General features: G+C 67.4%; 19 protein-coding genes and 3 tRNA genes. 11 read left to right on the forward strand and 11 right to left on the reverse strand.

The genetic code is table 11. The annotated features are described in order from the left end of the window. Positions 1 to 71: 71 nt before the first annotated feature. Complete coding sequence (locus tag H4O10_RS02780) at positions 72 to 1,481, reverse strand: ATP-binding protein (RefSeq protein ID WP_005408780.1); 1,410 nt, start codon at positions 1,479 to 1,481, stop codon at positions 72 to 74. A 6-nt stretch (positions 1,482 to 1,487) separates the two neighbouring features. After that, positions 1,488 to 2,216, reverse strand: a complete 729-nt coding sequence (locus H4O10_RS02785; RefSeq protein ID WP_005408779.1) for a response regulator — start codon at positions 2,214 to 2,216, stop codon at positions 1,488 to 1,490. A gap of 204 nt (positions 2,217 to 2,420) precedes the next feature. On the opposite strand from H4O10_RS02785, the gene H4O10_RS02790 reads away from it, so the two are divergent. The 3 genes from H4O10_RS02790 to H4O10_RS02800 are packed head-to-tail and all read left to right on the forward strand — an operon-like array spanning position 2,421 to position 7,056. Then, on the forward strand, positions 2,421 to 3,665 hold the full coding sequence (locus tag H4O10_RS02790; RefSeq protein WP_049395298.1) for an efflux RND transporter periplasmic adaptor subunit: 1,245 nt from the start codon (positions 2,421 to 2,423) through the stop codon (positions 3,663 to 3,665). Then, positions 3,662 to 5,620, forward strand: coding sequence for a MacB family efflux pump subunit (locus tag H4O10_RS02795; RefSeq protein WP_049395299.1), 1,959 nt, complete (start codon positions 3,662 to 3,664; stop codon positions 5,618 to 5,620). Before H4O10_RS02790 ends, H4O10_RS02795 begins: the two co-directional genes overlap by 4 nt. Further along, entirely contained in the window at positions 5,617 to 7,056 is a 1,440-nt protein-coding gene (locus tag H4O10_RS02800; RefSeq protein WP_044569740.1) for a TolC family protein, read from the forward strand. The genes H4O10_RS02795 and H4O10_RS02800 overlap by 4 nt, the downstream gene beginning before the upstream one ends. A 127-nt stretch (positions 7,057 to 7,183) precedes the next feature. Here the strand turns inward: H4O10_RS02800 and rlmB are convergent, their stop codons facing one another. The 3 genes from rlmB to rnr form a co-directional block, all read right to left on the reverse strand. Next, on the reverse strand, positions 7,184 to 7,927 hold the full coding sequence (rlmB, locus tag H4O10_RS02805; protein ID WP_005408775.1) for a 23S rRNA (guanosine(2251)-2'-O)-methyltransferase RlmB: 744 nt from the start codon (positions 7,925 to 7,927) through the stop codon (positions 7,184 to 7,186). 151 nt (positions 7,928 to 8,078) lie between these two features. Next, positions 8,079 to 8,561 (reverse strand): GFA family protein, encoded by a 483-nt coding sequence (locus H4O10_RS02810; protein ID WP_005408774.1) that lies wholly within the window; start codon positions 8,559 to 8,561, stop codon positions 8,079 to 8,081. 94 nt (positions 8,562 to 8,655) lie between these two features. Further along, complete coding sequence (gene rnr, locus H4O10_RS02815; protein ID WP_005408773.1) at positions 8,656 to 11,115, reverse strand: ribonuclease R; 2,460 nt, start codon at positions 11,113 to 11,115, stop codon at positions 8,656 to 8,658. Positions 11,116 to 11,243: 128 nt separating this feature from the next. On the opposite strand from rnr, the gene H4O10_RS02820 reads away from it, so the two are divergent. Further along, positions 11,244 to 11,328 (forward strand) — tRNA-Leu (locus H4O10_RS02820). 205 nt (positions 11,329 to 11,533) lie between these two features. Then, a tRNA-Leu gene (locus H4O10_RS02825) sits at positions 11,534 to 11,618 on the forward strand. 49 nt (positions 11,619 to 11,667) lie between these two features. On the opposite strand, the gene H4O10_RS02830 is transcribed toward H4O10_RS02825, so the two are convergent. After that, on the reverse strand, positions 11,668 to 12,414 hold the full coding sequence (locus H4O10_RS02830) for a sulfite exporter TauE/SafE family protein (RefSeq protein WP_049395410.1): 747 nt from the start codon (positions 12,412 to 12,414) through the stop codon (positions 11,668 to 11,670). Between the two features lie 99 nt (positions 12,415 to 12,513). Here H4O10_RS02830 and H4O10_RS02835 point away from each other — a divergent pair, with 99 nt between their 5' ends. The 3 genes from H4O10_RS02835 (at position 12,514) to H4O10_RS02845 (ending at position 14,151) form a co-directional block, all read left to right on the forward strand. Further along, positions 12,514 to 13,413 carry a LysR family transcriptional regulator gene (locus tag H4O10_RS02835; RefSeq protein WP_049395411.1) on the forward strand — a complete coding sequence of 300 codons (900 nt, stop codon included), beginning with the start codon at positions 12,514 to 12,516 and terminating at the stop codon, positions 13,411 to 13,413. Positions 13,414 to 13,463: 50 nt separating this feature from the next. After that, a tRNA-Leu gene (locus H4O10_RS02840) sits at positions 13,464 to 13,548 on the forward strand. Positions 13,549 to 13,872: 324 nt separating this feature from the next. Continuing rightward, positions 13,873 to 14,151 carry a hypothetical protein gene (locus H4O10_RS02845; RefSeq protein ID WP_049395927.1) on the forward strand — a complete coding sequence of 93 codons (279 nt, stop codon included), beginning with the start codon at positions 13,873 to 13,875 and terminating at the stop codon, positions 14,149 to 14,151. A gap of 111 nt (positions 14,152 to 14,262) precedes the next feature. On the opposite strand, the gene emrB is transcribed toward H4O10_RS02845, so the two are convergent. The 4 genes from emrB to emrR are packed head-to-tail and all read right to left on the reverse strand — an operon-like array spanning position 14,263 to position 18,983. Further along, positions 14,263 to 15,849, reverse strand: a complete 1,587-nt coding sequence (emrB, locus tag H4O10_RS02850; protein ID WP_032966542.1) for a multidrug efflux MFS transporter permease subunit EmrB — start codon at positions 15,847 to 15,849, stop codon at positions 14,263 to 14,265. A 7-nt stretch (positions 15,850 to 15,856) separates the two neighbouring features. Continuing rightward, positions 15,857 to 17,038, reverse strand: coding sequence for a multidrug efflux MFS transporter periplasmic adaptor subunit EmrA (gene emrA, locus H4O10_RS02855; RefSeq protein WP_005408768.1), 1,182 nt, complete (start codon positions 17,036 to 17,038; stop codon positions 15,857 to 15,859). 11 nt (positions 17,039 to 17,049) lie between these two features. Continuing rightward, a complete protein-coding gene (gene emrC, locus H4O10_RS02860) occupies positions 17,050 to 18,543 on the reverse strand; it encodes a multidrug efflux transporter outer membrane subunit EmrC (RefSeq protein WP_049395928.1) in 1,494 nt (497 codons plus the stop codon). Continuing rightward, a complete protein-coding gene (gene emrR / locus H4O10_RS02865; protein WP_005408766.1) occupies positions 18,540 to 18,983 on the reverse strand; it encodes a multidrug efflux system transcriptional regulator EmrR in 444 nt (147 codons plus the stop codon). The genes emrC and emrR overlap by 4 nt, the downstream gene beginning before the upstream one ends. A gap of 172 nt (positions 18,984 to 19,155) precedes the next feature. Between emrR and H4O10_RS02870 the strand changes: the two genes are divergently transcribed. Then, positions 19,156 to 20,037, forward strand: coding sequence for a helix-turn-helix transcriptional regulator (locus H4O10_RS02870; RefSeq protein WP_171956616.1), 882 nt, complete (start codon positions 19,156 to 19,158; stop codon positions 20,035 to 20,037). A 59-nt stretch (positions 20,038 to 20,096) separates the two neighbouring features. Continuing rightward, on the forward strand, positions 20,097 to 22,340 hold the full coding sequence (gene parC / locus H4O10_RS02875) for a DNA topoisomerase IV subunit A (protein ID WP_005408764.1): 2,244 nt from the start codon (positions 20,097 to 20,099) through the stop codon (positions 22,338 to 22,340). 463 nt (positions 22,341 to 22,803) lie between these two features. Here parC and bfr read toward each other — a convergent pair whose 3' ends face one another. Beyond that, the gene (gene bfr / locus H4O10_RS02880) at positions 22,804 to 23,292 is read right to left on the reverse strand and encodes a bacterioferritin (protein WP_005408763.1); all 489 of its coding nucleotides are present in this window, start codon (positions 23,290 to 23,292) and stop codon (positions 22,804 to 22,806) included. A 124-nt stretch (positions 23,293 to 23,416) separates the two neighbouring features. Here bfr and H4O10_RS02885 point away from each other — a divergent pair, with 124 nt between their 5' ends. Further along, positions 23,417 to 25,744 (forward strand): penicillin acylase family protein, encoded by a 2,328-nt coding sequence (locus tag H4O10_RS02885; RefSeq protein ID WP_049395929.1) that lies wholly within the window; start codon positions 23,417 to 23,419, stop codon positions 25,742 to 25,744. Positions 25,745 to 25,762: the final 18 nt, after the last annotated feature.

Raw genomic sequence — 25,762 nt, forward strand, 5'->3', positions numbered from 1 at the left:
AGAAACTGGGGAGATGCGCAGATGATAGGCCAAACCCTGGCCCCGGCGTCATCGCGTGCGTCCGGCGGGGCTCAGCCGGGCCGGCCAGGCGGCACCACCTGCGCACTGGCCGGCCACTGCACCACCGCCTCCAGACCGCCCTCGGCACGGTTGCGCAGCCATAGCCGCGCGCCATCCTTCTCGGCCAGGGCGCGCGCGATGGTCAGGCCCAGCCCGGCGCCGCCGGTTTCCCGCGAACGCGAGGTTTCCACCCGCACGAACGGGTCGAACACGGCCTCCAGCTGGTCTTCCGCCAGGCCCGGGCCATCGTCGGACACCATCGCCGTGATCGTGCCGCCGCTGCGTTCCACCCGCACGCGCACGCGGTGGGCATACATCACGGCGTTATCCACCAGGTTGGAGAACAGCCGGTGCATGGCCAGCGGGCGCAACATCAGCACCGCACCGGTGCCGCCCTCGAAGACCACGTCGGCACCACCCTCTGCGGCGTCTTCCACGATGCTTTCCAGGAGCGAATCCAGATCCAGCGCGGCGCGCTGCTCGGCGCTCTCGGCGCTCCGGGCCAGCTCCAGGCCTTCGCGCACCAGTGCCTGCATCGCCGCCAGATCGCCGATCAGGCGCTCGCGCAGCACCTCGTCGCTGACGTTCTCCAGGCGCAGGCGCAGTCGGGTCAACGGGGTCTGCAGGTCATGGGTGATCGCCGCCAGCATCTGCGTGCGTTCGGCCAGGTGCCGCTGCAGGCGGTGCTGCATGGCATTGAAGGCCTCGGCGGCGCGCTGCACCTCGCGCGGCCCGCGCAACGGCAGTGGATCGCGCTGCAGATCGTCGCCGAGATCCTCCGCGGCCGCCGCCAGCTCCTGCAGCGGCGCACTGGCCATGCGCGCAACGATGTAGGCCAGCACCGCGATGGCCAGCACCAGCAGGGTCAGGAACCACGGGTCCACGGCCAGAATGCCGTTGTGGGCCACTGCTGGCGAATCCAGCGCCAGCTTCAGCAACGTACCGTCGTTGAGCGTCACATCGACCGCGCGGCACTTGGGCGGAATGAAGGCCGGATCGCGCTCACGCGGATGCCGTCGGTGCCCCGGCGGCGGTGGCGGCAGCAGATCCTGCAGCTTGGGAATGCAGGAACGGAACGAGGTGAAATGCACATGCGCGCGCGACACCGGGCCGGGCCGGTCATCCAGGACTTCCATCAGTGCGGTATCCGCCCGCCCCAGGCGCGCGCCGGGCTGCAGCGCACGCACGCTGGGCCCACCGATCTCAAGCAGTCGTTCGCGCAGTTCGGGATTGCCATCGAGCAGGTTGACGTAGCCCTGCAGGCGGTCGGCGATGCGGTTCAGGTTCTGCCGCTCGAATTCCTGCTGGCGTTTGGAGGTGGCCAGCATGGTCGCGCCGATCGCAGCCACGCTCATGCCCAGCAGCAGGATGACGAACAACCGCCCGACCATCGAGGACAGGAAATGGCGCAGGCGCTTCATGACGGCTTATTCCAGGTTCACCGAGGAGGCCAGCACGTAGCCTTCGTTGCGCACGGTCTTGATCAGGCCATCCGGGCCACCGTCATCGCCCAGCTTGTTGCGCAGGCGGCTGACCTGCAGGTCGATCGCGCGATCCTGCGCCTCGTAGTTGCGGCCGCTGCTGAGCGCGACCAGCTGTTCGCGCGACAGCACCTTGTTGGCATGGGCGATGAACACGCGCAGCAGGCGGAACTCGGCACCGGACAGCACCACCACGCGATCGTCCGGATCGACCAGGTGGCGATGCTCCAGGTCGAACACCCAGCGCGAGAAACGCGCACGGCGCACCGCCAGCGGCTCCAGGTTGGCCGGCAGCGCCTCGGTCCGGCGCAGCACGTTGCGGATGCGCGCCAGCAGCTCGCGCGGTTCGAACGGCTTGGCCAGGTAGTCATCGGCGCCCATTTCCAGGCCGAGCACGCGGTCGATCGGCTCGGCACGCGCGGTCAGCATGATCACCGGCGTGTTCGAGCGCGCCCGCAGGTCGCGGCACAGGGTCAGGCCATCCTCGCGCGGCAGGTTGAGGTCAAGCACGATCAGGTCCACGTGCTCGCGGTCCAGCAGCTGGCGCATGGCGGTGCCGTCTGCGGCCGTGCTCACCTGGTAGCCGGCACGGCCGAGCTGCTCGGCCAGCAGGGTGCGGATGTCGTTGTCGTCGTCGACGATCAGCAGTCGATGCATCGTGTTTTCAGTCTCCATTTCGCGATCATCCCGTGTCGGCAGCTGAACCGCATCCGGGGCAATGCGTACCAGTGTATCCAGCCATGAGCGGGATACCTGTGGTTACGCGTATTCACCGACAGTGTTACATAGAGACATACCCCGAGGATTGAGCCGCCTGTCGCCCGGTCTTCACAATGCCCACCAACGCCGCCGCCGCGGCCCCGAGAGTGAAGCCACGACGTGACGTTCCGCCTGTTGCCCGCGACCCGCCGTGGTCGCCTGATACTGATCGCCCTGCTCGCCCTCATCGTGGCCGTCGCCGCCTGGTGGCTGCTGCGCAAACCCGCCGCCCCGGCGGTGGCGACCACGCCGGTCAGCCGCGGCGGCATCGAGCAGACCGTGGAAGCCACCGGCGTGATCGACGCCTACAAGCTGGTCAGCGTCGGCGCGCAGGCCTCGGGCCAGATCAAGTCGCTGAAGGTACAGCTGGGCGATACCGTGAAGGAAGGCGACCTGATCGCCGAGATCGATGCCACCACCCAACAGAACCAGGTGCTCAACGCGCAGGCTTCGCTGGACCAGGTCACCGCCCAGCGCGCCGTTCAGCAGGCCACCCTGCGCCAGGCCGAACTGGAGTTCGCGCGCCAGCAGCAGATGCTGGCGGCCGAGGCCACCTCGCGTCAGGAATACGATGCCGCCGAAGCACAGCTGAAAACTGCCCGTGCCCAGCTGCAGTCCTACGAGGCGCAGATCAAGGGCCGCCAGACCGAGCTGGGCACCGCCCGCGCCAACCTGGCCTACACCCGCATCACCGCGCCGATGGATGGCACCGTGGTGGCGGTGGTGGCCGAGGAAGGCCGCACGGTGAACGCCAACCAGACCGCGCCGACCATCGTCATGCTGGCGCGGCTGGACGTGGTCACGGTCAATGCCGAGATCTCCGAGGCCGACGTGGTCAAGATCAAGGCCGGCATGCCGGTGTACTTCACCACCCTGGGTGACCCGGACCGCAAGTACCACGCCACGCTGCGCCAGATCAATCCGGCGCCGGCCTCGATCGCCAATGAAAACTCGTCCAGTTCCAGCAGCTCCTCCAGTTCCAGCTCCAGCAGCGCGGTCTACTACAACGCGCTGTTCGACGTGGAGAACCCGGACGGCACGCTGCGCATCGACATGACCGCGCAGGTCTCGGTACTGCTCAAGCAGGCCAAGGACGTGCTGATGGTGCCGGCGGTGGCGCTGGGACCGAAGCGCCGCGGCGACGAGCGCATGGTGAGGGTGCTGGACGACAAGGGCCAGCCGCAACCGCGCAAGGTCACCGTGGGCATCAACAACGGCGCCTCGGCCGAAATCCTGTCCGGGCTGAAGGAAGGCGAACGCGTGGTGGTGGGCGAAGCCGGTGCGGCCGGTGCCAGCGCCGGCGGCGGCAACCGCGGCGGCATGCAGATGCGGGTCGGCGGCCCGGGCATGGGTCCGCGCCGATGAGCACGAAGGCGCCGCTGCTGCGCCTGCGCGACCTGCGGCGCGAATTCCCGGCAGGCGATGATGTGATCGCCGTCCTGCGCGACGTCAACCTGGATATCCACGCCGGCGAGATGGTGGCGATCGTCGGCCAGTCCGGCTCGGGCAAGTCGACGCTGATGAACATCCTCGGCTGCCTCGATCGCCCTACCCGCGGCAGCTACCAGGTGGCCGGCCGCGAGACCGGCAGGATGGCGCCGGATGAACTGGCCGAACTGCGCCGCGAGCATTTCGGCTTCATCTTCCAGCGCTACCACCTGCTGGGCGACCTGGATGCGCGCGGCAACGTGGAGGTACCGGCCGTGTATGCCGGCAGCCCGGGCGCAGTGCGCAACGCGCGTGCCGAGCAGCTGCTGCAGCGGCTGGGCCTGGGCGACCGCATGCACCACAAGCCGGGCCAGCTGTCCGGTGGCCAGCAGCAGCGCGTGTCGATCGCACGTGCGCTGATGAACGGCGGCGAGGTGATCCTGGCCGACGAACCGACCGGCGCGCTCGACACGAAATCCGGCGAGGAAGTGATGGCGATCCTCGGCGAGCTGCACGCCGAAGGCCACACCATCATCATCGTCACCCACGACATGCGCGTGGCCGAACACGCGCAGCGCATCATCGAAATCCGCGATGGCGAGATCATCGCCGACCGCACCAATCCGAACGCACCGACCTACCGCGCGCAGCGCGAGGCCAGCACCGGCGTGGCCCGCGGCAACAGCTGGCAGGCGGCCCGTGACCGCTTCACCGAAGCGTTCCGCATGGCCCTGCTGGCGATGAACGCACATCGGCTGCGCACCTTCCTGACCATGCTCGGCATCATCATCGGCATCGCCTCGGTGGTCTCGGTGGTGGCGCTGGGAAATGGCTCGCAGCAGCAGATCCTGCAGAACATCAGCGCGCTCGGCACCAACACCATCGACGTCTATCCCGGCCGTGGTTTCGGCGACATGCGCTCGGCGCGGGTGCAGACGCTCAAGGCCAGCGATGCCGATGCACTGGCAAAGCAGAGCTACGTGGACAGCGCCACCCCCAGCGTGTCGACCTCGGTCACCGCGCGTTACCGCAACCAGTCCTCCACCGCCCAGGTCAGTGGCGTCGGCGAGCAGTTCTTCCGGGTCAAGGGCGTGACCCTGCTCAGCGGCAGCTTCTTCGATACCGACGCGGTGAAGGGCCTCGGCCAGGTGGCGGTGATCGACGAGAACACCCAGACCCAGTTCTTCCCCGATGTCGATCCGGTCGGCCAGGTGATCCTGCTCGGCAACGTACCGGCACGCGTGGTCGGCGTGGCCAAGCGCCAGAGCTTCGGCTTTGGTGGCAGCACCAGCCTCAGCGTGTGGGTGCCCTACACCACGGTGATGTCGCGCATGCTCGGCCAGAGCCACGTTTCCAGCATCACCGTGCGCGTGGACGACGACACGCCGATGGATGCGGCGCAGGAAGCGATCACCCGCCTGCTGACCCTGCGCCACGGCACCGAGGACTTCTTCCTCAGCAACAGCGCCGAGATCCGCCAGACCATCGAGCAGACCACGCGCACGATGACCCTGCTGATCGGCGCCATCGCCGCCATCGCGCTGCTGGTCGGCGGCATCGGCGTGATGAACATCATGCTGGTCTCGGTCACCGAGCGTACCCGCGAAATCGGCGTGCGCATGGCGGTGGGGGCACGGCAGAGTGACATCCGCCAGCAGTTCCTGATCGAAGCGGTGCTGGTGTGCCTGCTCGGTGGTCTGCTTGGCATCGGCCTGGCCCTGCTGCTGGGCTCGATGATCGGCCGCTTCGCCAGTGACTTCCAGGTGCTGTTCTCCACCGCCTCGATCGTTGCCGCGTTCGCCTGCTCGACCCTGATCGGCGTGGCATTCGGCTTCCTGCCCGCGCGCAACGCCGCGCAGCTGGACCCGGTGGAGGCCCTGGCCCGCGAATGAAGATGATGACCCGACTGCCCTTCCCTGCTCCCTCGCGCCTGCTGCTGGTGGGCGCTGTTCTGCTTGCCCTCTCAGGCTGTGCCTCGGTGGGCCGCTACCCGGTGCAGGCCCCCGATGTGGCGGCCAGCTACGGCCGTGGCGATGCCACCCTCAACGCACCGGCCGACGACCCGCGCAGCAGCCTGGATACACCGGGCCGCGACATCCGCCAGGACAGCTGGTGGACGGGCTTCGGCGATGAACGACTGAACCGCCTGGTGGCGCAGGCGCTGGCCGCCAACAGCGATCTGGCCGCCGCTGGCCTGGCCGTGCAGCGGTCGCGCCTGCAGGCCGGCCTGGCCAGCAATGCGCTGTGGCCGCAGCCTTCGTCGTCCGGCGTCAGCGGCAATGCCAGCCGCGCCACCGATCAGGCCGACGACTGGCGCCGCAGCTATTCCACCGGCGTCTCGCTGGGCTGGGAGGTCGATCTGTGGGGCCGTCTGCGCACCCAGCGCGACATCGCCCGCTGGGAAGCCGAGGCCAGCGAGGAAGACCGGCAGAACACCGCGCTGCTGGTGATCGGCGACACCATCACCCAGTACTGGAACCTGGCCTATCTCAACCAGTCCATCGCCACCGGCCAGGCCAACCTGGAGCGGCTGGAGCGCACCCGCGACCTGGTGCAGGCCCGCTTCGACGCTGGTGCGGTATCGCGCCTGGAAGTGCGCCAGGCGCTGCAGAACCTGCAGTCGCAGCGTTCCTCGCAGAGCGCGCTGGAACAGCAGCGGGTGGAGGTGCGCAATGCATTGACCGTGCTGCTGGACGGCACGCCCTGGCCGCAGCAGGACGAACCGCAGGACCTGCTGGGCGCACGCAGCCCCGGGATCAACGAAGGCCTGCCGGCCGAGCTGCTCGGCCGCCGTCCCGACCTGCGCGCGGCCGAACTTCGCCTGCGCAACAGCCTGAAGACCATCAAGGTGACCGCTACCCAGTACTACCCGGCGCTGAGCCTGACCGGCAGCCTCGGCTCCAGTGCAACGTCGCTGGGTGACGTGCTGCGCAACCCGGTGGCCACGCTGGGCGCCGGCCTGTCGCTGCCGTTCCTCAACCTGCAGCGCGCACAGCTGGATACCGACATCGCCGGCACCAGCTATCAGATCGCCGCGACCAATTTCCGCAGGACGCTGTACACCGCGCTGTCGGAAGTGGACAACGCGCTGTCGGCACGAGAGCAGCTGGCGCGCCAGGTGGCGGCCTCGCAGGCGTCGTACGACGAAGCAGTGGAAGTGGAGCGCGCGCAGGAAGTGCGCTACCGCGTAGGTGCCACCGACCTGCGCACCTGGCTGGAGGCCCAGCAGACCCGGCGTGATGCCGAGCTGTCGCTGGCGCGCGTACGCCAGGGCCAGCTGAACAACGACGTCACCCTGTTCAAGGCACTGGGCGGCAGCGCGGGGTGAGGCGGCAAGGGCGCCAACCCAGGTTGGCGACTGCCCGGTGGGTGTCGACCTTGGTCGACACAGCAACGGCCCGGTAGGTGTCGACCTTGGTCGACACGGCACATGGAAAAGAGATCCGACCCCGAAATCAACCGCGCTGGCGCACGGCCTCGAACAGGCTGACGCCCGCGGCGACGGAAACATTCAGGCTCTCGATCTCGCCCGGCATCGGGATCTTGACCAGGCCATCGCAGTTCTCGCGGGTCAGGCGGCGCAGGCCATCGGCCTCGCCACCCAGCACCAAGGCAATGTTGCCCTTCAGGTCCAGCTGGTACAGCGACGCAGTGGCTTCGCCGGCCAGGCCGTAGATCCACACGCCCTGCTTCTGCAGGTCCTTCAGGCAACGCGACAGGTTGGTCACCGCCACCACCGGGATCAGATCGGCGGCACCGGCCGAAGTCTTGCGCACGGTCGCGTTCACCGTGGCCGACTTGTCCTTGGGGATGATCACGGCAGTGGCGCCTGCGGCAGCCGCCGAGCGCAGGCAAGCGCCAAGGTTGTGCGGGTCCTGCACTTCGTCCAGCACCAGCAGCAGGGCCTTGCCCTCGGCTGCGGTGACCAGGCCCTCCAGCTCGTTCTCGCTGTAAGTGCGGGCGGCGGCATAGCGCGCGGCCACGCCCTGGTGGCGTACCGAACCGCCGACACCGTCCAGCGCCTGGCTGTTCACCTTGCGCACGTCGATGCCCTTGCGGCGGGCGTTTTCCTCGATCTCGGTCAGGCGCGGGTTCTTCGCACCGGCCTCGACCAGCACTTCGCGGACGTTCTCGGCGTCGTTCTCGATGGAGGAGGCGACGGCGTTGACGCCGACGATCCACTGGCTGTTCTTGCTCATGCGGGCGGGGACCGGAAAGGGGGTGGCTATGGTAGAGCATCGGCGGGCCGGGCGCTGCGGCGGGGCCCCTGTTGAGCCGAGCCTGCGCTCGCTGCCGGGCTGAGGCCGCGGCGACCTGCCAGCCGAGCCTGGGCTCGGCGCTACAGGGGCGTTACCGGCTGCGCGGCGGCCAGTGCGGCGTGTCGTGGTCCGGGTGCTGATGGGACACGATGGTGGCCAGGAACTCCAGCGCCGCGATGTCTTCCTCGGTACGACGGGCCGGCAGGCTGGCCAGCGTATCGACGAACGGCAGCTTGCGCTCGACGCCGTACTGGATCGTCGGCGGCAGGCGCTCGGGTTCGTCAAAGGCGCCGGCCGCCACCGCCACGCCGTCCGGCGCCTCGTAGCTCAGCGGCGTACCGCAGTCGGCACAGAAGCCCCGGCGCACCACGTTGGAGGACTGGAAATAGCGCGGCTGGCCACGGGTCCAGCTGAACTGCACGCCACGCACCGACACCAGCGGTGCGTAGTAGGCACCGAAGGCCTTCTGGCACATCCGGCAATGACAGATCGAACTGTCGGTCAGCGCGCCACGCACCTGGAAGCGGATCGCGCCGCACTGGCAGCCGCCACTGTATTCGGGTTGGCCTTGCATGCGATGTCTCCTGGTGGTGCCGGCCGCTGGCCGGCAACCCGTCGGTGCCGAGGGTGCCATGGATGCCGGCCAGCGGCCGGCACTACCACGGTCATCAGTATTTCTCTTTCTTCCGCTTGGCCGGCTTGCCACGCTCCGGCAGCGGCGGCAGGCCATCGCCTTCGTCCTCGCCCTTGTGTTCGACCAGGCGGAAGTCGATCTTGCGCTCTTCCATGCTGGCCTTCAGTACCAAGATCCGCACGCGGTCACCCAGCCGGTAGCTGCTGCCGCGGCGCTCGCCGGTCAGCGTCTTGCGCGTGGCGTCGAACTTGTAATAGTCCTGCGGCAGCTGGGTCACGTGCACCAGGCCCTGCACCTTCGACTCGTCCAGCTCCACGAACAGGCCGAAGCTGGTCACGCCGCTGATCACGCCATCGAACTGGCCACCCACGTGCTTTTCCATCCACGCCGCGCGGTAACGTTCGTCGACCTCGCGCTCGGCTTCATCGGCACGGCGCTCGCGCTCGGAGCACTGCAGCGCCAGCGCGGCCATTTCGCGCGCGTTGTAGGTGAACTTGTCCAGCGGCTTGCCGGACAGCGCGTGCTTGATCGCGCGGTGCACCAGCAGGTCGGGGTAACGGCGGATCGGCGAGGTGAAGTGCGCGTACGCCTCCAGCGCCAGGCCGAAGTGACCGTGGTTTTCCGGGCTGTAGATCGCCAGACTCTGGCTGCGCAGCAGCACCGATTCCAGCAGCGTGGCATCGGGGCGGTCGCGGATCTTCTTCAGCAGCTTGGTGTAATCGCCCGGGCGCACCTTCGACCACGGCGGCAGGCTCAGCTTGAACTCCTTGAGGAATTCCAGCAGGTCGGCGTACTTGGTTTCCGGCGGCTTCTCGTGGATGCGGTACGGGGCCGGCACATGGCGCGACAGCAGGTACTTCGCCGCCTCCACATTGGCCGCGATCATGCATTCCTCGATCAGCTTGTGCGCGTCATTGCGCACCAGCATGCCGGCCTGGGTCACTTCACCGCGGTTGTCCAGCACGAAGCGCACTTCGCTGCTTTCGAACTCGATGGCGCCACGCTTGGCACGCGCCTTGGACAGGACCTTGTACAGCTGGTGCAGGCGCTGCACCTGCGGCAGCAGGTCGCCCATCCAGGCCTTGGTATCGGCATCGTCCTCACCCACCGCCTTCCACACCTGGGTGTAGGTCAGGCGCGCATGCGAGTTCATCACCGCTTCGTAGAAGCGCGAATGCGTGACCAGACCGTCGCGGTCGATCTGCATGTCGCAGACGAAGCACATGCGGTCGACCTTCGGCATCAGCGAACAGATGCCGTTGGAGAGCGTCTCCGGCAGCATCGGCACCACGAAGCCCGGGAAGTACACCGAGGTGGCACGCTTCTGCGCCTCTTCGTCCAGTGGCGTGCCGGGCCGGACGTAGTTGGAGACATCGGCAATCGCCACCACCAGCCGGAAGCCATCGGCGTTCGGCTCGCAGTACACCGCGTCGTCGAAGTCCTTGGCATCTTCACCGTCGATGGTGACCAGCGGCATGCTGCGCAGGTCCACGCGGTCGCCGATCATCGCCGGCTCGACCACCAGCGGCACCGAGGCGGCTTCGTCCAGCACTTCCTGCGGGAACTCGAACGGCAGTTCATGGCCGTGGATGGCGGTCTCCACCACCAGCGAGGCGGTCAGCTTGTCGCCGAGCACGGCGATGATGCGGCCGATCGGCGGGCGACGGCTGTCCGGCGCCTGGGTCAGTTCGCAGACCACCAGCTGGCCGTCGCGCGCACCACCGGTCTGGTCCGGCGGCACCTGCACGTTGCGCTGCACGCGCTTGTCGTCGGGCACCACGTAGTTGATGCCCATCTCGATGCTGAAGCGACCGATCAGGCGGGTCATGCCGCGCTCCAGCACGCGGGCGATGCTGCCTTCGCGGCGGCCACGGTGGTCGATGCCGGTCACGCGGGCCAGCACCTTGTCGCCGTGCATGACCTTGCGCATTTCATACGGCGGCAGGAACAGGTCGTCGCCGCCCTCGACCGGGCGCAGGAAGCCGAACCCCTCCGGGTTGGCGATCACCACGCCGGTGACCAGGTTCAGGGTCTGGATCGGGGCGAAGCCGCCGCGGCGGTTCTGCACCAGCTGGCCGTCGCGGACCATGGCGCCGAGCCGGCGCGACAGTGCTTCGGCACGGTCCGGGGCGGTCAGGCCCAGGCGTGCGCCCAGTTCCTCTGCCGTCTGCGGCCCTTCGCAACGCTCCAGCAGGGCCAGGATGGCTTCGCGGCTGGCGATGGGCTGTTCGTACTTCTCTGCTTCGCGGGCGGCATAGGGATCGTCGATCACCTTGCCGGTCGGCGGCAACTTGCGGCCCGGGGCCGGGCCCGGTGCGTCGCTGCTGCGGACCTTGCGGCCACGCGGCGGTGCGCCGCCTTCATTCAATTCAGGGAACCAGCCCGGCAACGGCTTGCCCGGCTTGGTGGCGCGGGCCGTGCCCGCCTTGGCGCCCTTCTTCGGGGCCTGGCTGCGGGAGGTGCTCCCGCCCTTGCTTGGTTTTTTGGTAGTCATCGCCCTACATGGTAGCCGTTGACGGCGTGCAGAACGGGTCAGTGGCCGTCTTGAAGGCCTTGCGTGAAAAATATTCAGGAAGTCGTTGACAGCCTGCGGATTCATCTTCACAATTGCGCCTCTGGAACGCCTAGGTGGCGGAATTGGTAGACGCACTAGTTTCAGGTACTAGCGGGTAAAACCGTGGAGGTTCGAGTCCTCTCCTGGGCACCAACGAAAAAACTCCTCGCTTCGGCGGGGATTTTTTTTGCCTGCAATCCAGCAACGGGGCCGAATTTCTTTCCGAAGGAAAGCGCTCCGACCCCAAGCGAGTGAGATGGGGTCAGAGCCCGCTCCGCACGCGAAACGAGGTCCGACACCGGATCCAGAAAAAGTGTTGACACCCCCGTAACAACACCCCATAATCTCGCTCCTCGACGCCCAGGTGGCGGAATTGGTAGACGCACTAGTTTCAGGTACTAGCGGGTAAAACCGTGGAGGTTCGAGTCCTCTCCTGGGCACCACGTCGAGAATGAGAAAAACCCGCGAGAGCGGGTTTTTTCATGCCCGGCATCAGAGCAGCGGCCGCAGCACCAGTTCCAGCCCGAGCAGCAGCAGGAAACCCAGGAAGCAGCCCCGGAACACCCGCGCACTGATGCGCTGCCGGATCACCTGCCCCAGCCACATGCCCAGCAATGCCGGCAGCACCGCCAGCGCACTCAGCCCCAGCTGCTGGATGCCGAATGCGCCATGCAGCACCAGGCCGGCGGTCAGCGAAATCGTTGACACCGTGAACGCCAGCCCCAACGCCTGCACCAGCTCCTCGCGCTGCAACCCCAGCGACTGCAGGTACGGCACCGCCGGCATCACGAACACGCCGGTGGCGCCGGTCACCACGCCCGACAACGCCCCCACCAGCGGCCCCAGCCAACGCTCGCGCCGCTGCTGCACGCGGAACACCGGCGCAAGCAACGCATAGGCGGCATAGACCACCAATGCCACGCCCAGCGCAACGCGCGACCAGGTGCGATCGACCCGCACCAGCAGCGCGGCCGAGCCCAGCGTCACCATCACCACCGCCAGCATCATCGGCCACAGCCGCCGAACGATGTGGCCCAGCGACGGCCCCGACAACAGCTGCCACGCATTGGTGACGAAGGTGGGAATGAACAGCATCGACGCCGCCGCCACCGGCGACAGCGTACTGCCGAGCAGCCCCATCGCCACCGTCGGCAACCCCATCCCAGTCACACCCTTGACCACACCGGCCAGCACGAACACCACCACCAGCAACAGATAGAAGTACGTCGATTCATTCATGCCGTCATTGGATCGGGCCGTAGCCAGGCGCACAATGCGGTCTTCCCGGCCTCGCCTTCGGCTGATCCGAAGGCGCAGCCGTTGCGATGAGGGCATCACATGCGGATGGATATCGCCGACCTGCGCCTGTTCCTGGCGATTGCCGAGGCGGGCAGCATCACGGCCGGCGCAGCGCAGGCAAACCTGGCACTGGCGTCGGCCAGCGAACGCCTGCGCACGATCGAAGCCGATGCCGGCACCGCGTTGTTGAACCGGCATCCGCGCGGTGTCAGCCTGACCGAAGCCGGTGCCGCCCTCGCCCACCATGCACGCCTGATCCTGCAGCAGCAGGCACAGCTGCGCGGTGAACTGCAGGCGTTTGCACACGGTGCGCGCGGCACCCTGCATCTGTATGCCAACACCGCAGCGCTGACCAACTACCTGCCCTCGCGGCTCGCGCCATGGCTGGCCGAACGCCCGCGCCTGCACGTGGAACTGCTGGAGCGCACCAGCCCTGAAGTCGTGCGTGCGATCAGTGCTGGCCAGGCCGAGGCCGGCATCATCAGCGATGCCGTCGACGCTGCCGGCCTGCAGCAGCATGTGGTCGCCGAAGATCCGCTGGTGATGCTGCTGCCCGCAGACCATCGCTTCGCATCGCGGCGCAGCGTGGCCTTCACCGATGTTGCCGGCGAGACCTTCGTTGCCCTGGCCGATGGCAATGCACTGCAGACCTACATCGAAGACCAGGCGCGCGACATCGGGCGTCGCCTGGACGTGCGCATCCGCATGAAGACCTTCGAGGGAGTCTGCATCATGGTCGGCCACGGCATTGGTGTCGGCATCGTGCCGCGTACCATTGCGCGCCAGCATCGACGCAGTACGCGTACCGTTGCGGTGCCGCTTGCAGATGCGTGGGCACAACGCCGCCTGTGCGCCTGTTTCACCGGATGGGCGCAGCTTTCACCGGCGATGCGCAGCCTGCTGCTTCACCTGGGCGTGCAGCCGCAGAAAAATGTGTGAAATGTTGTTGACACACTCTCTGCCGTCCCGCACAATTCATCTCCTGAGTCGCCCAGGTGGCGGAATTGGTAGACGCACTAGTTTCAGGTACTAGCGGGTAAAACCGTGGAGGTTCGAGTCCTCTCCTGGGCACCACGACTCAAGATGATCAAACCCGCGAAAGCGGGTTTTTTCGTTTCCGGGGTTTGGCGATCCTGGCATCGCAACCGCCACTCGGACTGTCGTATCTCGCACCGTCAGGGCGTCGTCTGCGGGTGCATACCTACTCCCGGCGCGTCGTCACCGGACCTTGAACGGCCCCCTTTTGGGGCGCATTTCACGTTCCCCGTTCAATTCGTACTTTTCCTAGTCGAGATCCACCCGATTCCTTTTCGGTGGGAGGCAGATTTGCGGGAGCCGGCTGCGGGTGTATCGCCACGACCTGACCAGCGCCCCTCCTCTCCCCCAAAGGACGCACCAATGCAGCGCAGCATCATCTGCCCACACTGCCATACCGGCTCGAACCACGGCGTAAGCGTATGCGTGGGATGCCAGGCCGAGGTCCATTACGGCGCATCAAAGGAGGCCGTAATGCTTGTCTTTGTCGCCGCCATCATCTGCGGCGCACTTGTCGGCAGCCGATTTCAGGCCACTGCCGGCTGGCTCGCATGCGGCGCCGTACTTGCGGCGGGGATCTGGGCCATTTCCCGATTGTCTTCCGACCGGGTGGTGTTCAAACGCGTCTATCGCACGCGCTGAACCTGCGCCGTTGCACCACCCCGAGGGCAATGCCCGCGCGACCAGCGTCGCCCCAACAAAAACCCCGCCTCGCGGCGGGGTCAAAATACAGCACGGTGTTTCCAGGGAGTTTCAGTGCCCACCACCGGCGGCTGCACCCGCACCTGCGCCGAATGGCGGCTTGGCCAGCCACAGGAACGTGATGATCGCCAGGAAGATCCAGCCCAGCAAGAAGAAGATGTCGTTGAAGCCCATCTGCGATGCCTGGTGGTTGATCATGTTGTTCAGTACCGCTGCGCCGTGCTGCAGGTCGCCCTGCCCCATCGCCGCCACTTGGTCCTGCATGCCCGGCTGATAGGCCGAGATATGCTCGGTCAGGTCGGCATGGTGCACCTGGGTGCGCCGCGCCCACAGCCACGTCGTCAGCGACGCCGCGAAACTGCCACCCAGCGTACGCAGGAACGTGGCCAGGCCGGAGCCCGCCGCGATCTCGCGTCCATCCAGGTCCGACAGCAGGATCTGCAGCACCGGCATGAAGAACAGCGCGACGCCGATGCCCATGATCAGCTGTACGCCGGCCACGTGCATGTAGTCCACCTGCAGGTTGAAGTTCGATCGCAGGAAGCTGGTCATCGACAACACGATGAACGCGACCGTGGCCAGCATGCGCATATCGAAGCGCGACGCATACTTGCCCACGAACGGGGTCATGATCACCGGCAGGATGCCGATCGGCGCCGTCGCCAGGCCCGCCCAGATCGCGGTGTAGCCCATGTCACGCTGCAGCCACTGCGGGATCAGCAGCGCCACGCTGAAGAACGCTGCGTAGGCCACCACCATCGCCAGCGTACCGGCGCGGAAGTTGCGGTGCCGGAACAGCTTCAGGTCAACGATCGGATCCTTGTCGGTCAGCTCCCAGATCAGGAACACCGTCAGTGTCACCACCGCCACGCAGGCCAGCACCACGATCTTCATCGACGAGAACCAGTCCTCGTCGTTGCCCAGGTCGAGGACCAGCTGAAGCGCACCGACGCCGATCACCAGGGTGACCAGGCCGACGTAGTCCATCTTCGGCTTCTCGATCTGCTCCGGGCGCCCCTTCAGCTGGTTGCCCACCACCAGCGCAGCGAAGATGCCCAGCGGCACGTTGATCAGGAAGATCCACTCCCAGCTGTAGTTGTCGGTGATCCAGCCACCGAGGATCGGGCCACAGATCGGCGCAACCACCGTGATCATCGCCAGCAGTGCCAATGCCTGCCCGCGTTTCTCGCGCGGATAGATCGAGACCAGCAGCGACTGCGTGATCGGGTACATCGGGCCGGCCACGAACCCCTGCAGCGCACGCGACAGCACCAGCATTCCCATGCTCTGCGCCAGGCCGCACAGCAGCGAGGTGATGACAAAGGCCAGCGTGGCCCAGACGAACAGCTTGCGTTCGCCGAAACGGCGGCTGAGCCAGCCGGTCAGCGGCAGCGCGATGGCCGTGCTGACCGCGAACGAGGTGATGACCCAGGTCGCCTGCTGCGAACTGGCGCCGAGATTGCCGGCGATGGTCGGCAGCGAGACGTTGGCGATGGTGGTGTCGAGCACCTGCATGAACGAGGCCATCGCCAGGCCCACAGTGCACAGTGCGACGCTGGGCGGCAGGAACCCGGAGGCCGCACCCGGCGCCGCCGGTGCGCCCGGAGCGCCGGGCGCGGCTGGAGCTTGTGCGGACATGGCGACCTCAGCCCACCTTCGCCTGCTGCTGCGGCAAGTTGCCCTGGATGATCGTGTGGATCACCTCGTCGGCATCATGCAGCTGCTTGGCATACACGTCGGTGTCGAACACCGTGCCCTTGGCCGGAGTGCTCGGCAGCACTTCGCCCTTCTGGTCGCGCAGGCTCACTTCAGCCTTCATCGACAGGCCGATGCGCAGCGGGTGTTCAGCCAGCTGCTTGGCATCGATGGCGATGCGCACCGGCACGCGCTGCACGATCTTGATCCAGTTGCCGCTGGCGTTCTGCGCCGGCAGCAGCGAGAACGCGGAGCCGGTGCCCAGGCCAAGGCTCTGGATGCGGCCCTTGTACTTCACGTCACCGGCGTACAGGTCCGACTTCAGTTCCACTTCCTGGCCCAGGCGCATGTGGCGCAGCTGGGTTTCCTTGAAGTTGGCCTCGACCCACATCTGCTCGGTCGGCACCACGGCCATCAGGGCATTGCCCGGCTGCACGCGCTGGCCGACCTGCACCGAACGACGGGCGACGTAGCCGGTGACCGGCGCGACGATGCCGGCGCGGGCGTTGTTGAGGAAGGCCTGGCGCAGCTGCGCGGCAGCCGCCTGCACATCCGGCTGGGTGGCGATCACGGTGTCGTCGACCAGCGCGCGGTTGCGCTCGACGGTCTCGCGCGAGCCGGCCACGGCCGCTTCGGCGGCAGCCAGCTCGTCACGGGCGTGGGCCAGTTCTTCGTTGGAGATGGCGCCGGTGGCGGCCAGGTCCTTGCGGCGGGCGAAGTCTTCGCGCACGCGCTTCAGGGTCACCTGGCGGGCGTTCAAGTCCGCCTGGGCGCCTTCCACGCTGCGGTACAGACCGCGGGTCTGGCGCACCGTCTTGGCCAGGTTGGCTTCGGCCTGCTGCAGTGCCACCGCGGTGTCGGACGGGTCCAGCTGCACCAGCAGCTGGCCGCGCTCCACGCGCATGCCGTCATCGGCGTTGATGGCGACCACGGTACCGGCCACCAGCGGGGTGATCTGCACCTGGTTGCCCTGCACGTAGGCATCGTCGGTCTCTTCGAACCAACGGCCGAACATGAAGTACCACAGCGCCAGTGCGGCAAGCAGCAGCACGACGATCACGAACAGGCCGCGCAGCAGGTTGCCGCGGCGGTTGGGGGCGGCCGGGGCCGCGGTGTCTTGGGTCTGGCTCATGGCGGACGTCTTCAGGAATGCGAGGAATCGGAATGGGAGGCGATCGGTGCGCGGTCGGCGTCAGCGGGCTGGAAACCACCGCCCAGCGCCTTGCTCAGGCGCACCGAGGACTGCACCTGCTGCGACTGCAGGCCGGCCAGCTGCTGCTGCGACTGCAGCAGGGTGGACTGCGCGGTCAGCACGTCCAGGTAGCTGCCGATGCCGGCGCGGTAACGCTGCTGGGCCAGGTCGAAGGCCGAGCGTGCGGTATCCACCGCGTGCTGCTGCGAGTGCGCCTGCTGCGCCAGCGAGCGCACCGCGTTGACCTGGTCGGCGACGTCGCGCAGTGCGTCGAGCACGGCCTGGTTGTAGTTGGCCACCGCCAGGTCGTACTGCGCATCGGTGTTGGCGAGGTTGGCGCGCAGCTTGCCGCCTTCGAAGATCGGCAGGCTCAGCGCCGGGCCGATGTAGGCGAAGGTGGAGCTGCTCTTCAGCAGGTCGCCCACGTTCGGGGCGACCACGCCGGCCAGCGCGGTCAGGTTGAAGCTCGGGTAGAACCTGGTCTTGGCAACCTTGATCTGCTTGTCGGCCGCTTCAACGCGCCAGCGTGCGGCAACGATGTCGGGGCGACGGCCCAGCAGTTCGCTGGGCAGCACGCCCGGCAGCTGCAGCGCCACCGGGTTCAGCGGCTGCGGGCGCTGGATCGACAGGCCACGGTCCGGGCCCTTGCCGACCAGCGCGGCCAGTGCGGTGCGGGCCGCGTCGATCCGCTGCTGTGCGGCCTGCACCTGCTGCTGCGCGGCCGGTACGCGGGCCTCGGCCTGGCGCACCTGCAGATCGCTGTCGATGCCGGCGCGGCGGCGCTGGCGGGTCAGTTCCAGCGACTTCTGCGAACGGGCCAGCTCTTCCTCGGCCACATCGTTGAGCTGCCAGGCGTAGGCCAGGTCGGCATAGGCCTGGGTGATGCCGGTGGACAGGTTCAGGCGTGCGGCCTGGGCCTCGACGGTGGCCGCATGCGCGCCGTCCACGGCCGCTTCCCAAGCGGCGCGCTTGCCGCCCCACAGGTCCACGCCATAGCTGAAGTCGAAGGCGACCTGGCTGCTGCCGGCGTAATGGCCACCGATCTCGCTGCCTGCCATCGACTCAGGCAGGCGCAGCCCGGTATATCCACCGGACACCGACAGGCTGGGCAGCTCATCGGCACGTGCGGTGCCGACCTGGGCCTGGGCCTGGCGCAGGCGCGCGTCGGCGGCGTCCAGGCTCGGGTGGCCGGCCAGGCCCTCGGCGACCAGCGCGTCCAGCTGCGCATCGCCCAGCGCCTTCCACCAGTCCTGCGCCGGGAAGCCGGTGGCGCTGAGGTCGGTGTCGGCCAGGGTGCGTTCGCTGTGCAGGCTGTCCACGTCAAGCACGTGGCCCTGCGGGTTGAGGCCACGACTGCTGGCGCAGGCGGCCAGGGCCAGGGCCAGCGCTGACACCAGCAGCGCGCGCCCGGACCGGCGGAGAGTGGAATGCGGGATCGGGTTCATGGGGTCGTCAGGGAATCGCGGATTCGGGTAAGGAGGGACAGCAGCAGCGTGCGCTCGTCGGCGGAAAGATCACGCAGGGCGTAATCCATCACCGCGTCGCCACGCAGCTTCAACCGCGCCCACAATGCGCGGCCTTCATCGGTCAGCACGATCTGCAGCGCACGCCGGTCCTGCGCATGCGGTTCGCGGCGGACGCAGCCCAGTGCCTCGAGCTTGTCCAGCAGGCGGGTGACTGCGCTGGGTACCTGGTCGATGGCCTGGGCCAGTTCGTTGGCCGTGCACGGGGCCATGTGCGAGAGCACCTTCAACCCGATGTAGTGGGTGAAGCCGATACCCAAGTCTTCTTCAGCCATGGACGCGTCGAGTTGCCGGACCAGGCCGTCGCGCACCTGGCGCAGCAGCAGGCCGAAACTGGGGGGAGTGGTTGCAGGACAGATCATGGGGGAGCATTCTCTTCCAAAAAAAATATTTCTCAATGGAAATATTCGATCTGGCATCGAATGCTGTGTTGCAGCAGTGGGCTGGATCAATGAAGGCGCCTACCTTAATGATCTGGTCAGGTGGCCCGGTAGTACAATTCAGCCAATGGATGACACATTTCAGCCAGCGGACATGATGAACAAGGCAGAAATTCCCGCTCCCAAGCGCCTGCTCAGGGACGACGCACTGGATTGGTTCGAGCGCAACGATGGCCCACCGGTGGTCGCTTTCCGCTTCGACAGCCCGCAGGGGCTGGTCCGGGAAGTGGACTGGCACCACCATCAGCGCGCCCAGCTGATCTGTGTCGAGCGTGGCCTGCTGACCACCCGCACCTCGCACGGGACGTGGTCGCTGGCGCCGGGCTCGGCCGGCTGGATGCCGCCGCTGGAGCCGCATACGGTGACCCTGGATGGTCCGCTGCGCGGTTGGGGCATGGCACTGGCCGCGCCGGCCTGCGCCACCCTGCCCGCCGATCCCTGCGTACTGGGCCTGTCCAAGCTGGCGCAGGCGCTGGCCGACCGCATCTGCGAATGGCCGCTGGGCTACGACACCACGCCCGAGCGCCAGCACATCATCGAGGTGCTGCTGGACGAGATCCGCACCGCGCCGCGCCAGCGCATGCACCTGCCGATGCCGCACGACCGGCGCCTGCTGAAGATCGCCTCGCAGCTGCTGGCCGACCCGTCCGACGAGCGCAGCCTGGCCGAATGGGCGCATTGGGCCGGCCTGTCGCCGCGCAGCCTGACCCGTCACTTCCGCGACGAGACCACGCTCAGCTTCGCCCAGTGGCGGCAACAGGCCCGCCTGTCCGAAGCCCTGCGCCAGCTGACCGATGGCCGCAGCGTGGCCGACATCGCCCATGCACTGGGCTTCAGCAGCGCCAGTGCCTTCGTCACCGTGTTCCGCCGCCACTTCGGGCTGCCACCGGGGCGCTATCTGGCGCGGGTCGGGCATGGCCTGGAAACCGGGCTGGACCCTGCACGTGGCTTGGCATCCCCCGCCGCATCCGGATAATCACAGGATTGCGAGCGGCGACCGCCGTCGCCGCCTCCCGACATAGGTAACAACGCCGCATGACCGAACTTGCCCGCCCCGTGTTCCACGGATTCGAACAACTGCCGCTGCGCGAGTACGCCGAACGCGCCTACCTCGACTACTCGATGTACGTGGTCCTGGACCGCGCCCTGCCGTTCATCGGCGACGGCCTGAAGCCGGTGCAGCGCCGCATCATCTATTCGATGAGCGAGCTGGGCCTGAATGCTGCGTCCAAGCCCAAGAAGTCCGCGCGCACCGTCGGTGACGTCATCGGTAAGTACCACCCGCACGGCGACAGCGCGTGCTACGAGGCGCTGGTGCTGATGGCGCAGCCGTTCTCGTACCGCTACCCGCTGATCGAGGGCCAGGGCAACTTCGGCTCCAGCGATGACCCGAAGTCGTTCGCGGCGATGCGTTACACCGAATCCAAGCTGACCCCGATCGCCGAAGTACTGCTGGGCGAACTGGGCCAGGGCACCACCGACTGGGCACCGAACTTCGACGGCACCCTGCAGGAACCGACCTGGATGCCAGCGCGGCTGCCGCACCTGCTGCTGAACGGCACCACCGGCATCGCCGTGGGCATGGCCACCGACGTGCCGCCGCACAATCTCAACGAGATCGTCAGCGCACTGCTGCACCTGCTGGACAACCCCGATGCGACCGTGCGCGACCTGTGCGAGCACGTGCAGGGCCCGGACTACCCGTCCAGCGCCGAGATCATCACCGCCGCCAACGATCTGCGGAACATCTACGAGACCGGCAACGGCAGCGTGCGTGCGCGTGCGACCTTCAACAAGGAAGCCAACAACATCGTGGTGACGGCGCTGCCGTTCCAGGTGTCGCCGTCGAAGGTGATCGAGCAGATCGCCGCGCAGATGCGCGCCAAGAAGCTGCCGTGGCTGGAAGACATCCGCGACGAATCCGACCACGCCAACCCGGTGCGCGTGGTGCTGGTGCCACGTTCCAACCGCGTCGACGCCGACCAGCTGATGGGCCACCTGTTCGCGACCACGGACCTGGAGCGCAGCTACCGCGTCAACCTCAACGTGATCGGGCTGGACGGCCGTCCGCAGGTGAAGAACCTGAAGATGCTGCTCAGCGAATGGCTGACCTTCCGCAGCAACACCGTCACCCGCCGCCTGCAGCACCGCCTGCAGAAGGTCGAGCGCCGCCTGCACCTGCTGGAAGGCCTGCTGGTCGCCTTCCTCAACCTGGACGAGGTGATCCACATCATCCGTACCGAGGACGAACCGAAGGCGGCGCTGATCGCGCGCTTCGGCCTGTCCGAGGAACAGGCCGAGTACATCCTGGAAACCAAGCTGAAGCAGCTGGCCCGCCTGGAGGAGATGAAGATCCGCGGCGAGCAGGACGAGCTGGCCAAGGAACGCGAGAAGATCCTCGGCATCCTCGACAGCAAGGCCAAGCTGAAGAAGCTGATCCGCGACGAACTGACGGCCGACGCCAAGAAGTTCGGCGACGCGCGCCGTTCGCCGCTGGTGCAGCGCCAGGCCGCGCAGGCCATCGACGAGACCGAGCTGGTGCCGAGCGAGCCGATGACCGTGGTGCTGTCGGAAAAGGGCTGGATCCGTGCCGCCAAGGGCCATGACGTCGATGCGTCCGCCCTCTCCTACCGCGACGGTGATGCCCTGCAGGGCGCGGTGCGTGCGCGCAGCACCCAGCAGGTCGCGTTCCTCGACAGCGAGGGCCGCGCCTACTCGACGCCGGTGCACACCCTGCCCTCCGCGCGTGGCAACGGTGAGCCGCTGACCGGCCGCTTCTCGCCGGCAGCGGGTACCAGCTTCGTGACCCTGGCCAGTGCCGAGCCGGATGCCCGCTTCGTGCTGGCCTCCAGCCATGGCTACGGCTTCGTCACCCGCTTCGAGAACCTGATCGGTCGCAACAAGGCCGGCAAGGCGATGCTGAACCTGTCGTCCGGCTCGTCGGTGCTCACCCCGTCGATGGTCGCCAACGTGGCCACCGACCGCATCGTGGCGGTGACCAGTTCCGGCAACCTGCTGGCGATCGCCGCCAACGACCTGCCGGAACTGGACAAGGGCAAGGGCAACAAGATCATCGAGATCCCGAAGGCCAAGCTCGCCACTGAACGCGTGGTCGCCATCGTGGCGATCAGCCCGGGGCAGACCCTGCAGGTGCGCAGCGGTCAGCGCACGATGGGGCTGAAGTTCAACGAGCTCGACGCCTACCTCGGCGCCCGCGCCACCCGCGGCCACCTGCTGCCGCGCGGCTGGCAGAAGGTGGAAGGGTTGTCGGTGGAATAAGGGCTTGGGCCCTGCCCCTGGTGGGTGTCAAACTTGGTTGAGGTGGGTGTCAACCTTGGTTGACACGCATTACCCCGGCAAACGCCAACCTCGGTTGGCGTTTTCGATCCCAATGGGGTCAGAGCCGTTTTCGTTGAAAACGGATCCGACCCCGGACACGAAAAAGCCGGGGCATTCCCCGGCTTTTTCGTTGTCGGCTGGCGGGCGATGGAGCAGCTGGCTGGCGAAGGCTGGCTGGCGGTGCTCCGGTGCTGGCGGGCGACATTGCTTTGTGCGCCTGGTAGAGCCGACCGCTGGTCGGCTGCCTTTTGCTCCTGGTAGAGCCGACTGTCAGTCGGCTGCTCCTTTGCTCCTGGTAGAGCCGACTGTTAGTCGGCTGCTCTGCCGAAAGGCAGCCGACTAACAGTCGGCTCTACCGGGTTGGCTCTACCGGGTCGGCTCTACCGAAAAGAGCGACGTCGGCTCAGTGCGCCGGGGCGCCGTTGCCGTCGATCTTGCTCAGCTGGTACAGCTCCAGGCCGATGCGCTTGATCAGGCCCAGCTGCTGCTCCAGCCACCAGGCGTGGTCTTCCTCGGTGTCCTTCAGCTGGGCCAACAGGATGTCGCGGCTCACGTAGTCACCCTTCTCCTCGCACAGCTTCATGCCGGCGGCGAGATTGTTCCGAACCGCGTATTCAGTGTCGAGATCCTTCTGCAGCATCTCTTCCACGGTCTTACCCGGCTCGGTGGCATGCGGGCGCATGTCCGGGTCGCCGCCCAGGAACAGGATCCGGCGCAGCAGCGCATCGGCGTGCTGGGTTTCCTCTTCCATCTCGTGGTTCAGGCGTTCGTACAGCGCGAACAGGCCCTGGTCCTCGTAGCGGCGGGAATGGATGAAGTACTGGTCGCGGGCAGCAAGCTCGCCGCGCAGCAGTTCCTTCAGGCAGGCGATGACGTCCGGGTTGCCTTTCATGGGGGGGCTCCTGTGAATCGATGCGGCATAGGGTGCCGCATTTCAAAATACGGTGATCTAATCGGAATCAGTCGCAGTTGCGCCTGCGGCTACAATCGGCCCACGAGTTCGGAAAGGACGTGCGATGCGACGTATATGGCGTTGGGTGCTGGGCGTGTTGGTCGCCATCGTGCTGGTCACCGCACTGGTCCTGTGGCTGCTGCTGCGCGGCAGCCTGGCCGACCTGGACGGCGAGCATGCGCTGCCCGGCCTGGCCAGGCCGGTCACCATCGAGCGCGATGCGCTGGGCGTGGTCACCATCACCGCCACCAGCCAGGCTGACGCGATGCGCGCATTGGGCCGCGTGCATGCGCAGGAACGCTATTTCGAGATGGACCTGATGCGCCGCAGCGCCGCCGGCGAACTGTCCGCACTGTTTGGCCCAAAAGCGATCGATGCCGACAAGCGCATGCGCGTGCATCGGCTGCGCGCGCGCACCGAGGCGAACATGCAGGCTGCGCTGGGCGACAACGTCGAAGCCGTGAGCGCCTATGTCGGTGGGGTCAATGAGGGCCTGGCCGGCCTCTCCGTGCGGCCATGGGCCTACCTGCTGCTGCGGCAGTCGCCGCAACCGTGGCAGGCCAGCGACAGCGTGCTGACCGGGCTGGCCATGTACGCCGACCTGCAGGACCCCGGCAACCAGACCGAGCTTGCACTGAGCCGCATCCGCGCAGTGGTGCCGCCGGCGCTGTACGCATTGATCGCCCACGACGGCACCGAATGGGATGCACCGCTGTTCGGCGAACCCACCGGCAACGCTGCCCTGCCCGATGCCAGCCAGCTCGACCTGCGCACATTGAAGGGAAAATCCGGCACCGCGCAGGAAGAGGTCGACGCCGTCGGCAGCAACAACTTCGCGGTGGCCGGTGCGCTTACCGCCGACGGTCGCGCGATCGTCGCCGACGACATGCACCTGGGCCTGCGCGCGCCGGGCCTGTGGTTCCGCGTGCGCCTGCGCTACCCCGATCCACAGGCCGCTGGCGGCCAGGTCGACGTCACCGGATTCTCCCTGCCGGGCCTGCCGGCGGTGATCGTCGGCAGCAACGGGCACGTCGCCTGGGGCTTCACCAACAGTTACATAGACACCGCCGATTACCGCACTGAACCAGCCAACGCCGCAGTGACCGTGCATGAAGAGCGGATTGCGGTGGCCGGCCAGGCCGACGTGCTGTTCCCGGTGCGCGAATCCGCCTGGGGGCCGATCCTGCACACGCATGCCGATGGCAGCGGCGACGCGCTGCGCTGGGTCGCCCACCTGCCCGGCGCGGTGCGCCTGGACTTCGGTGACCTGGCCCGCGCCGGTGACCTGGACAGTGCCCTGCAGTTCGCCGACCACGCCGGCATCCCCGCACAGAACCTGGTGGTCGGCGACCGCAGCGGACGCATCGCCTGGCGCCTGATCGGCGCCCGCCCCGACCGCGGTCCGGGCTGTGCACCGGCCGGCTTCACCGCCGCCAACAACCAGGACTGCGCCCCCTGGCCGATCCGCAGCGACGCCTCGCCGGCATTGATCGACCCACCGAACCATCGCCTGTGGACTGCCAACGGCCGCGTCCTCGACGGCGAGGCACTGGCCAATGTCGGCAACGGTGGTTATGACCTTGGCGCCCGCGCGCGGCAGATCCGCGATCTGCTCGCCATCCAGGACCGTTTCGACGAGCACGATCTGCTGGCGATCCAGCTCGACGATCGCGCGGTGTTCCTGCAGCGCTGGTGGGCCCTGCTGCACGACGTCATCGAGCGCAGTGACGACCCTGCACTGAAGCGTTTGAAGGAAGTCAGCCATCAATGGGGCGGTCGTGCCGCGGCCAGTTCGGTCAGCTACCGGGTAGTACGTGAATTCCGCACCCAGGTGATGGAGACGTTGTCCGATGCACTGCTGGCACCGGCCCATGCGCAGCTGGGTGATGACTACCTCGACCCGCGACTGGCGCAGCTGGAAGGCGTGGCCTGGCCGATGCTGCAACAGCGTCCGGCCCATCTGCTGCCACCGGCCTTCGACAGCTGGGATGCGCTGCTGATCGACGCGGCACGCCGTACCGAGAGCGAGCTGGCCAAGCAGGGACCGCTGTCCAAGCGCACCTGGGGCGAACGCAACACTGCGGCGATCTGCCACCCCATCGCACGGGCGCTGCCGGGCATCGCCAAGCGCTGGCTGTGCATGCCCGCCGACCAGCTGCCCGGCGACCGTGACATGCCACGCGTGCAGACGCCGAACTTCGGTGCTTCCGAGCGCATGGTGGTCTCGCCCGGCCACGAGGCCGACGGCATCGTGCACATGCCGGGCGGCCAGAGCGGCCATCCACTGTCACCCTACTGGGGCGCCGGCCACGAGGACTGGGTGCATGGACGGCCGACTCCCTTCCTGCCCGGCAAGGCACAGCACGTGATGACACTGGTGCCGGCGCGGTAGTGCCGGCCGCTGGCCGGC

Origin of the sequence: Stenotrophomonas sp. I18B00994, assembly GCF_014145825.1 — a bacterium.
Taxonomy (GTDB): Bacteria; Pseudomonadota; Gammaproteobacteria; order Xanthomonadales; family Xanthomonadaceae; genus Stenotrophomonas; species Stenotrophomonas maltophilia.

Coding starts and splice junctions, on each gene's coding strand:
- emrC (WP_049395928.1), bottom strand. CDS start 18,543: ATGAACCCGATCCCGCATTCCACTCTCCGCCGGTCCGGGCGCGCGCTG.
- H4O10_RS02830 (WP_049395410.1), bottom strand. CDS start 12,414: ATGAATGAATCGACGTACTTCTATCTGTTGCTGGTGGTGGTGTTCGTG.
- H4O10_RS02795 (WP_049395299.1), top strand. CDS start 3,662: ATGAGCACGAAGGCGCCGCTGCTGCGCCTGCGCGACCTGCGGCGCGAA.
- H4O10_RS02835 (WP_049395411.1), top strand. CDS start 12,514: ATGCGGATGGATATCGCCGACCTGCGCCTGTTCCTGGCGATTGCCGAG.
- H4O10_RS02800 (WP_044569740.1), top strand. CDS start 5,617: ATGAAGATGATGACCCGACTGCCCTTCCCTGCTCCCTCGCGCCTGCTG.
- bfr (WP_005408763.1), bottom strand. CDS start 23,292: ATGAAAGGCAACCCGGACGTCATCGCCTGCCTGAAGGAACTGCTGCGC.
- H4O10_RS02810 (WP_005408774.1), bottom strand. CDS start 8,561: ATGCAAGGCCAACCCGAATACAGTGGCGGCTGCCAGTGCGGCGCGATC.
- H4O10_RS02870 (WP_171956616.1), top strand. CDS start 19,156: ATGATGAACAAGGCAGAAATTCCCGCTCCCAAGCGCCTGCTCAGGGAC.
- H4O10_RS02785 (WP_005408779.1), bottom strand. CDS start 2,216: ATGGAGACTGAAAACACGATGCATCGACTGCTGATCGTCGACGACGAC.
- H4O10_RS02845 (WP_049395927.1), top strand. CDS start 13,873: ATGCAGCGCAGCATCATCTGCCCACACTGCCATACCGGCTCGAACCAC.
- parC (WP_005408764.1), top strand. CDS start 20,097: ATGACCGAACTTGCCCGCCCCGTGTTCCACGGATTCGAACAACTGCCG.
- H4O10_RS02885 (WP_049395929.1), top strand. CDS start 23,417: ATGCGACGTATATGGCGTTGGGTGCTGGGCGTGTTGGTCGCCATCGTG.
- emrR (WP_005408766.1), bottom strand. CDS start 18,983: ATGATCTGTCCTGCAACCACTCCCCCCAGTTTCGGCCTGCTGCTGCGC.
- H4O10_RS02780 (WP_005408780.1), bottom strand. CDS start 1,481: ATGAAGCGCCTGCGCCATTTCCTGTCCTCGATGGTCGGGCGGTTGTTC.
- rlmB (WP_005408775.1), bottom strand. CDS start 7,927: ATGAGCAAGAACAGCCAGTGGATCGTCGGCGTCAACGCCGTCGCCTCC.
- emrB (WP_032966542.1), bottom strand. CDS start 15,849: ATGTCCGCACAAGCTCCAGCCGCGCCCGGCGCTCCGGGCGCACCGGCG.
- rnr (WP_005408773.1), bottom strand. CDS start 11,115: ATGACTACCAAAAAACCAAGCAAGGGCGGGAGCACCTCCCGCAGCCAG.
- emrA (WP_005408768.1), bottom strand. CDS start 17,038: ATGAGCCAGACCCAAGACACCGCGGCCCCGGCCGCCCCCAACCGCCGC.